General features: G+C 69.0%; 11 protein-coding genes and 2 tRNA genes. 9 read left to right on the forward strand and 4 right to left on the reverse strand.

From position 1 onward, the window contains the following. Window positions 1-106: 106 nt before the first annotated feature. A complete protein-coding gene (locus FHW79_RS06760) occupies window positions 107-1,816 on the reverse strand; it encodes a hypothetical protein (RefSeq protein WP_183178173.1) in 1,710 nt (569 codons plus the stop codon). Window positions 1,817-2,122: 306 nt separating this feature from the next. Here FHW79_RS06760 and FHW79_RS06765 point away from each other — a divergent pair, with 306 nt between their 5' ends. From FHW79_RS06765 to FHW79_RS06780, 4 genes are all read left to right on the forward strand, one after another. Next, complete coding sequence (locus tag FHW79_RS06765; RefSeq protein WP_183178174.1) at window positions 2,123-3,286, forward strand: ATP phosphoribosyltransferase regulatory subunit; 1,164 nt, start codon at window positions 2,123-2,125, stop codon at window positions 3,284-3,286. Window positions 3,287-3,373: 87 nt separating this feature from the next. Then, the gene (locus tag FHW79_RS06770; protein ID WP_183178175.1) at window positions 3,374-4,666 is read left to right on the forward strand and encodes an adenylosuccinate synthase; all 1,293 of its coding nucleotides are present in this window, start codon (window positions 3,374-3,376) and stop codon (window positions 4,664-4,666) included. A gap of 204 nt (window positions 4,667-4,870) precedes the next feature. Further along, on the forward strand, window positions 4,871-6,913 hold the full coding sequence (locus tag FHW79_RS06775) for a serine/threonine protein kinase (protein ID WP_183178176.1): 2,043 nt from the start codon (window positions 4,871-4,873) through the stop codon (window positions 6,911-6,913). Between the two features lie 34 nt (window positions 6,914-6,947). Next, window positions 6,948-7,475, forward strand: coding sequence for a hypothetical protein (locus tag FHW79_RS06780; RefSeq protein WP_183178177.1), 528 nt, complete (start codon window positions 6,948-6,950; stop codon window positions 7,473-7,475). Between the two features lie 54 nt (window positions 7,476-7,529). Here the strand turns inward: FHW79_RS06780 and rpoH are convergent, their stop codons facing one another. Then, window positions 7,530-8,414 carry an RNA polymerase sigma factor RpoH gene (gene rpoH, locus FHW79_RS06785; RefSeq protein ID WP_114860785.1) on the reverse strand — a complete coding sequence of 295 codons (885 nt, stop codon included), beginning with the start codon at window positions 8,412-8,414 and terminating at the stop codon, window positions 7,530-7,532. 183 nt (window positions 8,415-8,597) lie between these two features. After that, window positions 8,598-9,647 (reverse strand): RluA family pseudouridine synthase, encoded by a 1,050-nt coding sequence (locus FHW79_RS06790; RefSeq protein ID WP_183178178.1) that lies wholly within the window; start codon window positions 9,645-9,647, stop codon window positions 8,598-8,600. A 46-nt stretch (window positions 9,648-9,693) separates the two neighbouring features. Between FHW79_RS06790 and FHW79_RS06795 the strand changes: the two genes are divergently transcribed. From FHW79_RS06795 to FHW79_RS06810, 4 genes are all read left to right on the forward strand, one after another. Continuing rightward, window positions 9,694-10,020 (forward strand): hypothetical protein, encoded by a 327-nt coding sequence (locus FHW79_RS06795; protein WP_183178179.1) that lies wholly within the window; start codon window positions 9,694-9,696, stop codon window positions 10,018-10,020. Further along, window positions 10,017-11,066 (forward strand): beta-eliminating lyase-related protein, encoded by a 1,050-nt coding sequence (locus tag FHW79_RS06800; protein ID WP_183178180.1) that lies wholly within the window; start codon window positions 10,017-10,019, stop codon window positions 11,064-11,066. The genes FHW79_RS06795 and FHW79_RS06800 overlap by 4 nt, the downstream gene beginning before the upstream one ends. 68 nt (window positions 11,067-11,134) lie before the next feature. Then, window positions 11,135-11,210, forward strand: a tRNA-Glu gene (locus FHW79_RS06805). 38 nt (window positions 11,211-11,248) lie between these two features. Next, window positions 11,249-11,324, forward strand: a tRNA-Glu gene (locus FHW79_RS06810). Between the two features lie 59 nt (window positions 11,325-11,383). On the opposite strand, the gene FHW79_RS06815 is transcribed toward FHW79_RS06810, so the two are convergent. Continuing rightward, window positions 11,384-12,367, reverse strand: a complete 984-nt coding sequence (locus FHW79_RS06815; RefSeq protein WP_183178181.1) for a transglycosylase SLT domain-containing protein — start codon at window positions 12,365-12,367, stop codon at window positions 11,384-11,386. A gap of 647 nt (window positions 12,368-13,014) precedes the next feature. On the opposite strand from FHW79_RS06815, the gene FHW79_RS06820 reads away from it, so the two are divergent. Beyond that, complete coding sequence (locus FHW79_RS06820; protein ID WP_183178182.1) at window positions 13,015-13,719, forward strand: sigma-70 family RNA polymerase sigma factor; 705 nt, start codon at window positions 13,015-13,017, stop codon at window positions 13,717-13,719. The last annotated feature ends 106 nt before the right edge of the window (window positions 13,720-13,825 follow it).

Consider the following 13,825-nt stretch of genomic DNA (forward strand, 5'->3'; position numbering starts at 1 on the left):
CGCGGGTGCCGGTTGCGGCGCCCCGTCTTTTGCCGATGTGATGCGCTGATTATCCAAAGGGGCGGGTGCTGTCCATCCGCATCAGGGCGGTTGGACTGTCCGGGTCTCACACGAAACCGGCTTCTCCCAACATGCGGTGGAACTCCCGCAGGGCGCGCTGCTGCTGCGTCCCGTCGGGCAGGTCCTCCACATATTTCCGGTCGAACTGCGGTTGGCGGAGATGCTCGACCACGCGGTGCCGGACCATCTCCAGCGCCCGCCGGCTGCGCAGGATTCCCGGCGCGCAGACCTGCAGCAGACGGTTCGCGCGCAGCCGCAGGGAATCGCCGGGGTCGTCCAGCCGCTCCACCACGTGCTCTTCGGTGATGTAGGCCACCAGAAGCGCGTCGAGGTCGCCGGTCAGGCGGGTCCGCGTCTCCTCCGGCAGCGCCGAGTCGGCGGCTTGGCAGTAGAGCAGGGTCAGCGCTTCCAGATTGTCGCGGGGCGGCAGGCGGGAGTGGACGAAGCGGCCGTAGTTCGCCGCGTTGCCGGTCAGCGCGTGCAGCAGCCGGGCGATGTCCGTCGCGTGCCCGTGGCCGAGGTCGGAGTCGGCGAGTGCCAGCAGGAAGCGCACCCGGTCCCGCGCGTCGGGGATGCGCCCGGCCACCTCCGCGATGGCCTGCTTGCGGCCCGGCGCCCCGCCGCCCTCCAGAAAGCGCAGGTAGCGCAGGACCAGCGCCTCGGCCATCGCGCCGCCCCCGGCGGGGCCGTCGGGGCCGAGCGTGCGCTTCAGGATCTCCTGGAAGGCCTCCATCTCCAGCGACGGGTCGGAGCGGTAAAGCGGCTGCGTGCCCCTCAACTGCCGGCGCACCAGATCCAGGATGACCAGCCGCGTCTGGTCCAGGTCGTGGAAAGCGAGAAGCTCGTTCAATTGGACGGCGCGGTCGTCCTCCGCCCGCTTGGCGGGGGACAGGCGGCCCCGCGACAGGTCGATCAGGTTGCACAGCGCCTCCGCCAGACTGCCCTGGACGCCGAGAAGCTCCTGCGCGACGGACGGGGCGCCCAGAACGTCGGCGATCACCCCGTCGAGCAGCCCCAGCGGGCGGTCGGCCGCCGCCCCGTCCTCGCGCGCCAGCTCGCCCAGGAAATCCAGCTTGGCCAGCCAGTTGCGCATCTGCACCAGCTCGCGCGACAGGACCACGCGGGCGAGGAAGTCGCGCTCCGCCGCCGGCAGGCTGGAATCCAGCCGGTCGAACATCGGGCGGAAGCCGGTGGCGGCGATGGCCGGAAGGTCCTTGCGCGCGGCGGCGGCGCGCGCCCGGTCAGTCAGCTCGTGCATCAGCAGGTTCAGCGCGTCGCGCCGCCCGCGCCCGTCGGTCCCGGCCTTCTCCGCCTGGAGGACGGCGACCCGCCCGACGGCCGACGGCACGAGGTTGTCGGTGTTGAGAAGCCGCGCCAGCTCCGCGTGGTTGTGCAGGACCTCGGTCGGGGTGACGACGGCGCGCTCCACGTAGTTGCGCAGGACGCGGTTCATGGTCATCCGGCTCTGCACGCCGTAGCAATGGTCGAGCGTGAGGCAGAGCCCCAGCGCCTCGTCGATGGCGGCGGCGGTCACGGTCTGGGAGACCTGGCGGAACTCCACATGGACTTCCGTCTCGACATGGCGGCCGTCCGGGCGGCGCCAGTCGCGCACCACCCGGATGCCCTCGATCCGGCCGCCGGACAGCGCCTTGCGGCCGAAGGCCAGCGCCTCCGCCTCGGTGTCGAAGCGGCCTTCGAGGACCCAGTGGTCCTGCGCGTAGATCTGGACTTCGTAGCTGGCGGACGGGCGTGCCATGGTGCCATTGCCCCGCTGCTGCTGGCACGGTTCGTACACAGGATGCCGGAGATTTCGCATCAAACTCAACAAAGATTCGATTGGAATGCATTCATGTTTCGAGCCGCCCCGAATCGGTGCCTCTGACTGGCGCCTGTGGCCGGCGCAGGGGAGACGGGCACGGGCTGCGGGGCTTTTCCGTTTGCATGAGGAAGGCGGGGTGGGGTATTGACCCGCTCCGTATGCCCGAGCACCGCATGCCCATCGGACTTGCGGGCTCTCGCCATGCCGACGGTTTGCCACCCATTCGACGAGACGACGCAGGCCATGCCCGCTGATTCCCTGAGCTCCGCCCTGTTGCCCGCCGGCCTGCACGACGTGCTGCCGCCCGAAGCGGCGCACGAAGCGGCGGCGGTGGCGCGCCTGCTGGCGGACTTCACGGCCCACGGCTATGAGCGCGTCGAGCCGCCGCTGGTCGAGTTCGAGGACAATCTGCTGTCCGGCTCCGGCGCCGCCATGGCGAAGCAGACCTTCCGGCTGATGGACCCGCTGTCGCAGCGCATGATGGCGGTGCGCGCCGACATCACCCCGCAGATCGTGCGCATCGCCACCACCCGGCTGAAGAACGGCGCCCGCCCGGTGCGGCTGTGCTACGCCGGGCCGGTGCTGCGCGTGAAGGGCTCGCAGCTCCGTCCGGAGCGGCAGATCACCCAGGTCGGCGTCGAGCTGATCGGGCCGCTGGAGGCCGAGGCGGACGCCGAGGTGATTCTGCTCGCCGCCCACGCCCTGGAAGGGGTGGGGGTGCGGCACCTGTCGGTGGACCTCTGCGTGCCGACCATGGTGGCGCGGGTCTGCCGCGGCCTGGGGCTCGGCGAGGACGAGACCGCCCGCCTGCGCGAGGCGCTGGACAAGAAGGACGCCGCGGCGGTGACGGCGGTCGGCGGGCCGGCGGCGTCGCTGCTGCACGCGCTGATGGCCGCCTCCGGCCCGGCCGAGCGCGCCATGGAGGTTCTGTCGGCGCTGCCGCTGCCGGAGACGGCGGAGAAGGACCGGCGCCGGCTGACCGATGCCCTGCGCCTGCTGCGCGCCGCGCGCCCCGATCTGACGATCACCGTCGATCTGGTGGAGCACCGCGGCTTCGAGTACCAGACCGGCCTCAGCTTCACCCTGTTCGCGCGCGACGTGCGCGGCGAGCTGGGGGCGGGGGGCCGCTACCGCGCCGGGGTGCGTCCGGGCGTGGAGGAGGAGGGCGAGCCGGGGACCGGCTTCACCCTCTACATGGACACGCTCCTGCGCGCCGTTCCGGCGCCGGAGCCGGCCAAGCGCGTTTATGTGCCGCATGGCACCGCCTGGGCCGCGGCGGGCAAGCTGCGCGCCGAGGGCTGGATCACCGTGGCGGGGCTGGCCCCCGTGGCGGACGCGGCGGCGGAGGCCCGGCGGCTGGACTGCGGCCACCGTCTGGACGGCGGCACGGTCACGCCGCTGACCTGAGACTTCACGAGTGGCGACCCCCGCGCCGCGGGGGCGCCTTTGCACGGGCAACGTTTCTTTCTGCCTTCTTTTTTTGCGGAGACACACATGGCCAACGTGGCGGTGGTCGGCGCCCAGTGGGGCGACGAGGGCAAGGGCAAGATCGTCGACTGGCTGTCCAGCCGGGCCGACGTGGTGGTGCGCTTCCAGGGCGGTCACAACGCCGGCCACACGCTGGTGATCAACGGCGTGACGTACAAGCTGAGCCTGCTGCCTTCGGGCGTGGTTCGGCCGAACAAGCTGTCGATCATCGGCAACGGCGTCGTCTTCGACCCCTGGGCCTTCATCCGCGAAGTGACGGCGATCAAGAGCCAGGGCGTGGACGTGTCCCCCGCCACGCTCCAGGTCGCCGAGAACGTTCCGCTGATCCTCCCGGTCCACAGCGCGCTCGACAAGGCGCGCGAGGAGGCCCGCGGCGCCGGCAAGATCGGCACGACCGGCCGCGGCATCGGCCCGGCCTATGAGGACAAGGTGGCCCGCCGGGCCATCCGCCTGTGCGACCTCGGCGACGAGGCGGTGCTGAAGGAGAAGGTGGACGCCCTGCTGGCCCACCACAACCTGCTGCTCCGCGGCCTGGGTGCCCAGGAGATGAAGCCGGCCGACCTGCTGGACCCGCTGCGCGAGATCACCCCGCAGGTGCTGCCCTACGCCTCGGTCGTCTGGAAGACGCTGGACGAGCTGCGCCGCGCCGGCAAGCGCATCCTGTTCGAGGGCGCCCAGGGCCAGATGCTCGACATCGACCACGGCACCTACCCGTACGTCACCTCTTCCAACACGGTGGCCGGCAACGCCGCCGCCGGCAGCGGCATGGGCCCGCGCGCCGTCGGCTATGTGCTGGGCATCTGCAAGGCCTACACCACCCGCGTCGGCTCCGGCCCGTTCCCGACGGAGCTTTTCGACGACGTCGGCGAGCTGATCGGCCAGCGCGGCAAGGAGTTCGGCGTGGTCACCGGGCGCAAGCGCCGTTGCGGCTGGTTCGACGCCGTGATGGTCCGCCAGGCGGTGAAGACCGGCGGCATCGACGGCATCGCCATGACCAAGCTGGACGTGCTGGACGGCTTCGACGAGATCAAGGTCTGCGTCGGCTACCGCCTGGACGGGCAGGAGCTGGATTACTTCCCGGCCAACGCCGGCGCCCAGGCCCGCGTCGAGCCGATCTACGAGACCTTCGAGGGTTGGAAGGACAGCACCCAGGGCGCCCGCTCCTGGGCGGAGCTGCCGGCCCAGGCGGTGAAGTACGTCCGTCACGTGGAAGAGCTGATCCAGGCCCCGGTGGCCCTGCTGTCCACCAGCCCGGAGCGCGACGACACCATCCTGATGAACGACCCGTTCCAGGATTGATGTGAAGGTTTAGGCCTCGGGCCCCCTCCCTAACCCTCCCCCACCTTCGGTGAGGGAGGGGACTGATCTCCCTCTCCCGCGTCAGCGGGGGAGGGCCGGGGAGGGGGCCCGATGCGACCACTTCCCCCCGCGTTAACAATTTGTTTGCCCTTTTCGAGCGACTAAGGCTGGCACACGCTCGCAGGCTCCGGGGATTCGAACGCCATGCCATCCGATGCCATGACCGCAGCCGCCGCGGATCGGATGATGGCGAACGCCGAGCCGGTCAAACTGGCCGAGCGGTACGAGATCCACCCCAACGCGCCGCTCGCCGCGCTCAACGCCATCGGCGGCAACGCCTATACGGCCAAGCCGCTGCGTGACAAGCGGTCCGAAGCCTTCGCCATCATTGGCCATGGCGCCACCCTGGCCCGCACCGACATCGCCGCCACCGTCGCCAGCCTCGACAACCAAGCCCACATGCGCCTGCTCGACTGGGGCATGGTGGACTGGCCGGCGAGCCAGGGGCACCGCCTCTGCATGATCTTCGAGCGTCCGGCGGGCAAGCGGCTGATGAGCAGCCTGACCGAGGCCACGGACCCGATCCCCGAAGACCACCTGACCCGCCAGATCATCCACCCGCTGGTCGCGGCGCTGAAGGAACTGTCGAGCCGCGGCGTGGTCCATGGCGCGATCCGTCCGACCAACCTCTATTACCGCGATCTGGCCTCCAGCAGCCTGATGCTGGGTGAATGCCTGTCCACCCCGCCGGGCTACGGCCAGACGGTTCTGCTGGAGACGGTGGAGCGCGGCATGGCCTCCCCGGCCGGGCGCGGCACCGGCACCATGGCCGACGACCTCTATTCGCTGGGCGTGACGCTGCTGCTCCTGCTGCTGGGCCGCAACCCGGTGGGGTCGCTGGAGGACGAGGCGATCCTGCAGGCGAAGATCGAGCGCGGGTCCTACCCGGCTCTGGTCGGCCAGATGCGCCTGCCGCTGGCCATCAGCGAGGTGATCCGCGGCCTGCTGGTGGACGATCCCAAGCAGCGCTGGACGCTCCAGGACCTCGACCTGTGGGTCGCCGGCCGCCGTCTCAGCCCGAAACAGCCGCAGGTGCCGCGCCGCGCCGCGCGGCCGCTGGAGTTCCAGGGGCAGGATTACTGGCATTGCCGCACGCTGGCCCGCGCCTTCGCCCGCCATGTGGCGCCCGCCGCCACGGTCATCGAGGGCGGTGAGCTGGACAAGTGGCTGCGCCGCTCCATGGGCGACGACGCGCGGGCCGAGGCGGTGGCGAACGCGGTGCAGACCGCCTCGACCACCGGCAAGGGCGGCAGCATGGCCGAACGGCTGGTGTCGCGGGTCTGCATGGCGCTGGACCCCGCTGCACCCATCCGCTACCGCGGCAAGGCGATGATGCCCGATGGCATCGGCACCATGCTGGCCGACGCCTTCCTGCGCGGCGAGTCGCCCCAACCCTCCGCCGAGGTGCTCGCCAACCAGCTGCCCATGTTCTGGGTGAGTGTGCAGAGCGACTTCAAGCCGGAGTTCGTGCCGATGGTGCAGAACTTCGACCAGGTCCGCGGCTTGCTGGACCGCACGGGCCACGGGTTGGGGGTGGAGCGCGTGCTCTACGAGATGAACCCCACCATGCCTTGCATCAGCCCGCTGGTCGCTAAGCAGATGCCGACCAGCCCGGCGGAGCTGCTGCGCGCGCTCGACTGGATGGGGGCGGGGAGCGAACGGCACAAGGACCCCATCGACCGCCACATCGCCGCCTTCCTGGCGGTGCGGCATCGGCGGACCGACGAGATGCTCTACACCCAGCTCGGTTCCAGCATCGAGCCAATGCGCCGGGTGATCGCCATGCTGACGATCCTGGCCGACGTGCAGGCGCGCACCGGCACCGACGGGCTGTCGCACCTCGCCGCCTGGGTGGTCTCCCTGCTCGACCCGGCCTTCCGCCGCTTCCACAGCCGGCCGCACCAGGACAACGTGCGCAAGCTGGCCGACTCCGCGGCCCACAACGGGCGCCTCGGCGACCTGCTGAAGATCGTCGACGATCCGGACGCGCTGCGCCGCGACAAGCTGGAGTTCGAGGCCGCCCAGATCGCCTACCGCGAGGCCGACGCCGAGATCAACAAGCTGCGGCAGAGCATCGGCGACCGGAACAGCATCATCGAATCGTCCGGGCGGCAGGTGGCGGCCATCGTGTCGAGCCTGCTGTCCACGATTCTGGTCGGCGGCATCATCCTCTTCTTCGCCTTCTGACGGCGGCCTTCAAACCAAGGATCGGGTGGCACCCATGGCGCGCGGCGGCAAGAGCGGCGGAAAGAAGAAGAAGCGCAAGGGCAGCATGCTGACGCTGATCCTGCTGATCATCCCGGCGGGTCTGGTGGTGTTGCCCACCTCGATCCTGTTCGGCATCGGCATGATCCCGACCATCGTCGCCTACGTCACCGACCGCGATCCGGAAAAGTCGGCGCCGATCACCGTCGGCGGGCTGAATTTCTGCGGCTGCATGCCCTACGCCATCGAGCTGTGGAAGCACAACCACACGATCGGCGCCGCCGGCAAGATCTTCATGGACCCGCTGGCTTGGCTGGTGATGTACGGCGCCGCGGCGATCGGCTGGGCGCTCTATTTCAGCATTCCGCCGATGGTGGCGAATTTCGAGGTGATGCGCGCCGAGAAGCGGGTGAGCGCGCTGAAGGACGTGAAGGTCGGCCTCGTCCAGGAATGGGGGCCGGAGGTTGCCGGCGACCTGTTCGACGAGGCCGGCGGGCTGTCGCCGGACGAGCACGACCAGCTGGCCGAGCCCGCCGGGGCGTGAGGGCGGCGGCTTCATACAATGTTCCCTCTCCCCCTCCGGGGAGAGGGCTATTAATCACCCGGCCAGCTTCTGTTCCACCGCGGCGTTGCGGATGGCCTTCTGGAGCTTCTCGAAGGCGCGCACCTCGATCTGGCGGACACGCTCGCGGCTGATGCCGTACTTCTGCGAGAGGTCCTCCAGCGTGGTCGGGTTGTCGCGCAGGCGGCGCTCCACCAGGATGTCGCGCTCGCGCTCGTTCAGGTTCTCCATGGCGGCGGTCAGCAGCTTGCGCCGCTTGCCCAGCTCCTCGTTCTCGGCCAGGGAGATTTCCTGGTTCGCCGTCTCGTCGACCAGCCAGTCCTGCCACTCGCCCTCGCTGTCGGCGCGCAGCGGCGCGTTCAGCGAATGGTCGGGGGCGCCGAGGCGGCGGTTCATGTTGACGACGTCCTGCTCCGGCACGTCCAGCGTCGTGGCGATGTGGCGCACCTGCTCGGGCGACATGTCGCCCTCCTCGATGGCCTGCATCTGGCCCTTCAGGCGGCGCAGGTTGAAGAACAGCTTCTTCTGGGCCGCCGTTGTGCCCATCTTCACCAGCGACCAGCTGTGCAGGATGTATTCCTGGATGGCGGCGCGAATCCACCACATGGCATAGGTCGCCAGCCGGAAGCCGCGGTCGGGGTCGAACCGCTTCACCGCCTGCATCATGCCCACGTTGCCCTCGGAGATCAGCTCCGACAGCGGCAGGCCGTAGCCGCGGTAGCCCATGGCGATCTTCGCCACGAGACGCAGATGGCTGGTCACCAGCTTGTGCGCGGCGTCCGAATCCTCGATCTCCTGCCAGCGCTTGGCCAGCATGTACTCCTCCTCTGCCGCGAGCATGGGGAACTTGCGGATTTCCTGGAGGTAGCGCGAGAGGTTGCTTTCGGAACTGATGACCGGAACGCTGGATATCGTCGCCATGTTGGACCCTCTCCGACGGCTGTTGTTCGTGCCTTCTCACGGGCACACGGCCGTTCACTGTTCTGCGCCGCCTCGCCGTCCGCTTGCCCGTTCGATCCGCCGGGGATGGTCCCGGATGCAAGCGTGAGCGTGGGCGGCTGTTGACGCGAAGAATAACCGACTTCCGCGCGCGGGTATAGTGGATTACAGCGATTCTAAGAAATCTGACAAATCTTTAATATCCGTGGGTAGCGGCGCCTGGAAGCGGACCGTCTCCCCTGTTGCGGGATGGCGGAAGGTCAATCCCACGGCGTGCAACGCCTGCCGTGGAAAGCCAACAAACCGCTCCCGATGGGGTTCCGGCAGGGCAGAGGCGTGCTTGCCGCCGGCGCGTCCGGCACGCCCCTTGCCGTAGAGCGGGTCGCCCACGATGGGGTGGCCGATGTGCGCCATATGCACGCGGATCTGATGGGTGCGCCCGGTCTCCAGCGTGCATTCGACCAGCGCCAGCGCCGTGCCGAAGGAGCGGACGACCCTGTAGCGGGTCGCCGCGTGCTTGCCGCCGGTGACCACGGCCATCTTCTTGCGGTCGGTGCCGCTGCGCCCGATGTTGCCCTCGATCCGGCCCTCGCGCGGGGAGGGGACGCCCCAGACCAGCGCCTGGTAGGTGCGGCTGAGCGTGCGGCCGGAGAACTGCTCCGTCAGCGCGTGGTGCGCGCGGTCGTTCTTGGCGACGACCATCAGGCCGCTGGTGTCCTTGTCGAGGCGGTGGACGATGCCCGGACGCCGCACGCCGCCGATCCCCGACAGGCTGTCGCCGCAATGGGCGAGCAGGGCGTTGACCAGCGTGCCGTCCGGATTGCCGGCGGCGGGGTGGACCACCATGCCCGCGGGCTTGTCGATCACCAACACGTCCTCATCCTCATAGACCACGTCCAGGGGAATGTCCTGGGCCTCGGGCTGTGCAGGTTCAGCTTCGGGGATGAAAACGTCGAAAGTTTGTCCGGGCTTGACCTTCATTGACGGGTCGGTGACCGTCCGCCCGCTGCCGTCCTGCACGCAACCCTTCTCCAGCAGCGCCTGCACGCGCGACCGGGACAGGCCGGGAAGCCCCGTCGCCAGGGCCTTGTCGAGCCGCTGGCCGCCGGCCTCCTCCGGAACCGTCCAGCGCTGCCGGGCGCCTTCGCCGGTTTCGCCGTCTTCCGTTCCGGTGTATTCGTCCTCATCGTCGTCGAATTCGGTGCGTTCGGGCATCGTTCGGCAAAGCTCCTCACATTCGCGCGAGAGTGGACCCCAAACCGTGCAGTTCCTCAAGGCACTCGTCGTCATCATGGGCGTGATGATCATCGCCGGCTTCGCGATCCTCGGCGTCGAACTCTACAAGCGCATCAGCGATCCGGAACGCCGGGCCGCTGCGGAGACCGAACGGGCCGCTCCCCCCGCGGGCCGGGCGGAGGAGGTCACGCTGGGCCTGCCGGCGGGCGCGCGCCTGGGCGACCCGGTGGCGGTGGGCAATCGCGTCGTCTTCCGCGTCACCATACCGGACGCCGCGGACCGCCTGTATGTGATGGACCCGCGCACCGGCGCCATCGCCGTGACCGTCACCGCCGGAGCCGCCGCGCCATGACCAACACTTTCATCCACGACTTCCGCAGCGACAATGTGGCCGGCGCCGCGCCGGAGGTTGTCAACGCCCTGGCCGCGGCTGCGGTCGGGTCCACCGATCCCTATGGGCAGGACCCGCTGACCGCCAGCGTGACCCGCCGCCTGTCCGCCCTCTTCGAGGCGGAGGTGACGGTGTTCCCGGTCGCCACCGGGACGGCGGCCAACGCGCTGGCTCTGTCGGCCCTGGTCCCGCCTTACGGCGCGGTCTACTGCCACCAGGAGAGCCACATCCACGTCGACGAGTGCGGCGCCCCGGAGATGGCCACCGGTGGGGCCAAGCTGGTGCCGCTGGCGGGGGAGGGCGGCAAGCTGACCCCCGCTGCCCTGACCGCGGCCCTGGCCGGGGCGGGCATCGGCGTGGTTCACCGGGTGCAGCCCGCCGCCCTCAGCCTGACCCAGGCGACGGAGGCTGGCACGGTCTACCGCCCGCAGGAGGTGGCGGCCCTGTCCGACGTCGCGCACGCCCACGGCATGGCGGTGCACATGGACGGCGCCCGCTTCGCCAACGCGGTGGCCCGGCTGGGTTGTTCCCCGGCAGAGGTGACCTGGAAGGCCGGGGTGGACGTGCTGTCGCTGGGCGGCACCAAGGGCGGCTGCCTCGCCGCGGAGGCCGTGGTGTTCTTCAACCCGGCGCTGGCCGAGGATTTCGGCTTCCTGCGCAAGCGGGCCGGGCATCTGGTGTCCAAGGGTCGCTTCCTGTCGGCGCAACTCGACGCCTGGCTGGCCGACGATCTGTGGCTGCGGCTGGCCCGCCACGCCAACGCCATGGCCGACCGGTTGTCGCAGGGCCTCGCCGCCCTGCCGGGAGCGGAACTGGCCCATCCGGTGGAGGCCAACGAGGTCTTCGTGCGGCTGCCCGCCGCGGTGGCCGACGGGCTGGAGGCGGCGGGTTACCGCTTCTACCGTTGGGAGGGCGATCTGCTGCGTCTGGTCACCGCCTTCGACACGCCGCAGGCCGTCGTGAACTCTTTTCTGAAAATCGCCAAAGATCTGTCAGAAAAGGCTTGATCGGGCAGGGTGGGTTCGCTAAAAACCCGCCACGCCGACGACGCCACGTCGTCAGACGACGAAAGACTGTCCCCTTCGTCTAGAGGCCTAGGACACCGCCCTCTCACGGCGGTAACAGGGGTTCGAATCCCCTAGGGGACGCCACTTTCGTTCGGCTGGCAACCGAGCATCGCCCGATGAAGGTCCCCTTCGTCTAGAGGCCTAGGACACCGCCCTCTCACGGCGGTAACAGGGGTTCGAATCCCCTAGGGGACGCCATCCTTTCCGGCATCAACGATCCACGGCCCGCCTTCCGGCGGGCCGTCGTCGTTTCGGCCTTACCGCTTTGCGCTGCCCGCACGAGTGGACGTGCTCAGCTCGGCGACCTCCTCCTGCTTGGCGGCGGGCAGACCGGCGGAACGCACCACGCTGGAATCGTGGGGATGGACGCGGCGCGGGTAGACGCTGTGGACCTTCACCACATAATCCTGCGTCTCGCGGTAGGGCGGGACGCCCTTGTACTGGACCACCGCCCCTTCGCCCGCGTTGTAGCCGGCCAACGCCAGCGTCACGTTGCCGTCGAAATAGGCCAGGAGCCAGCGCAGATACTTCATGCCGCCGCGCAGGTTCTGCTCGGGGTCGAAGGGCTTGGTCACGCCGAAGCGTTCCGCCGTCTCGGGGATGAGCTGCATCAGCCCCATGGCGTTCTTTTCCGACACGACATCCACGCGGTAGCCGGATTCCACGGCGATCACCGCCAGCACCAGATCGGGGTCAAGCCCGTAGCTGGGAGCCAACTTGGTGACCATGGCGCGGATTTCCTTGGGCGGCATGCGGATCACGCCCCAGCGCACACTCGGCGGTTCGCAGCGGTCGGGCGCCTTGCCCGCTGCGCCTTTGGCAGCGGTGCTGGCCGGCTTGACCATCTGCGCGGCGTCCTCGTTGCCCAACTGGGCGGCGCGGCGCAGCCAGGAGCGTCCGAGGTCCTCGTCCTTCGACACCGCCCCGCGCCCGGCCATATGCATGCGCCCGGCACGGTAGGCCGCCTCGGCGTAGTCCTGCCGGGCCGCCCGGCAATAGAGGGAGAGGGCCATACGCTCGTCCCGGTTCACGCCTTTGCCGACCTCGTAGCGCATGGCCAGCTCGTACTGGGCGCGGGCGCTGCCCTTGCCGGCGAGCGCCTCCAGCGCGCGGATCGTGCGCTCGCCCGAGTTCTGGAACGCGGGGGGCTGAGCGGCAGCCGTCTGGGCGGACGCCTCCTGGGCCGCCGCCGGCAGCGCGGTCAGAACGGACGCGATCAGCCCGCCAGCGGCCAGCATCATCGCGCTTTTCACCGCCTTGGCGCGCCTTCCGCCGATTGGTAAGGTCGGCCGGTCTTTCGGCGTATGCGGGAAGATTGCCGCCTTAGCGCCAACGTCCGGCTGTCCACGAAAGACGTAATGCGATATGGTCCCAGCCAACAGAGGAAGCGGAACACAATGAAATAAGACTTCCGCTAAGGGACGGAAACGCCGCCTATACAGAGAAGAAGAACCGCTGGCAGCGGACCTGCGGAAGGATGAATGAGCGAATTCATCGTTGGCCATAGACATGGCTGTCCCGCAAAGGAGATTTGAGGTCGGTTGGTGAAAGCCAGCCGGCCTTTTCCTTTTGAGCAAAGTCATGAAGCCTCCCGTATGTCCGGAGACGATACCTCATCCCCGATCGAATGCTACGGGAGCAATCGGACGATTCATGGCATTTAGGGGTAATCTCGCCAAATTGTTAAGGGGCTTAGCCTTTTTCCCAACTGGCAGCCTCTGCGGTGCGCCATTACGTACTGATGGACCGACGATTGTCGTTGGAGAATCCGGTTATGCCCCGCGCGCATTCGGCGCAAGGCGGGGGCCGGAGCGATGGTTCGGGCGTTTCAGACGCGCCCGGAATGATCGGGACATCTTTCGGTACACAAGGAGGCAGCGTTCCACCGATGGCGAACCACGTCGCGAGTTCCTTGCGCCGTCCGGCAAGCAGCGCCGCGCCGCTTGACCCCGTCGCCCTCAAGCCGGTGATGGGAAGCCGCCGTGCGGACGAGGACGAGTTGAACGTTGCGGTCGAAGCCGAGGATGGCATCGAAGCCGACGATCCGGCCGCGGAGGACGCGGCGCAAGCGTCTCCAGCGCCACTGGCGCCCCCCGATCCGGCGATCATCGCGCAGATCGAGGCGGAAATTCCCCGCTTGCGCCGTTTCGCCCGCGCCATGGTGCGGGACGCCACGCTGGCCGACGACCTCGTGCAGGAATGTCTGGAGCGCGCCCTGTCGCGCCTGCATCTCTGGCGGCCCGGCAGCAACCTGCGCGCCTGGCTCTTCACCATCCTGCGCAACCTGCACATCAACGGCATCCGCCGGCGGCAGGCGGTCGTGGACATCGACGGGGAAGGGCAGGCGGCGATCGGTGCCGCCCATGGCGGGCAGTTCGTCCGGCTCGAACTGCGCGACCTCAAGCGCGCGCTCGGCCTGCTGCCGACCGAACAGCGGGAGGTGGTCCTGCTGATCGGGCTGGAGGGCATCTCCTATGGCGAGGCCGCCGACATCCTCGGCATTTCCATCGGCACCGTGAAGTCGCGCCTGTCGCGCGGACGGCGGGCGCTGCGCCAACTCATGGAAGGGCACAGCCCGACCGACGAGGACTGATCCTTCAGAAGACCGTCATCGTTCGCCACGAGTTCATAGAGAAACCGGCAACGCTCCGGATGGGGCGTTGCCGGTCAGGTGCGAGGCTAACATCGAGAGGCTTTCG

This window comes from Azospirillum sp. OGB3 (assembly GCF_014192915.1).
Classification (GTDB): domain Bacteria; phylum Pseudomonadota; class Alphaproteobacteria; order Azospirillales; family Azospirillaceae; genus Azospirillum.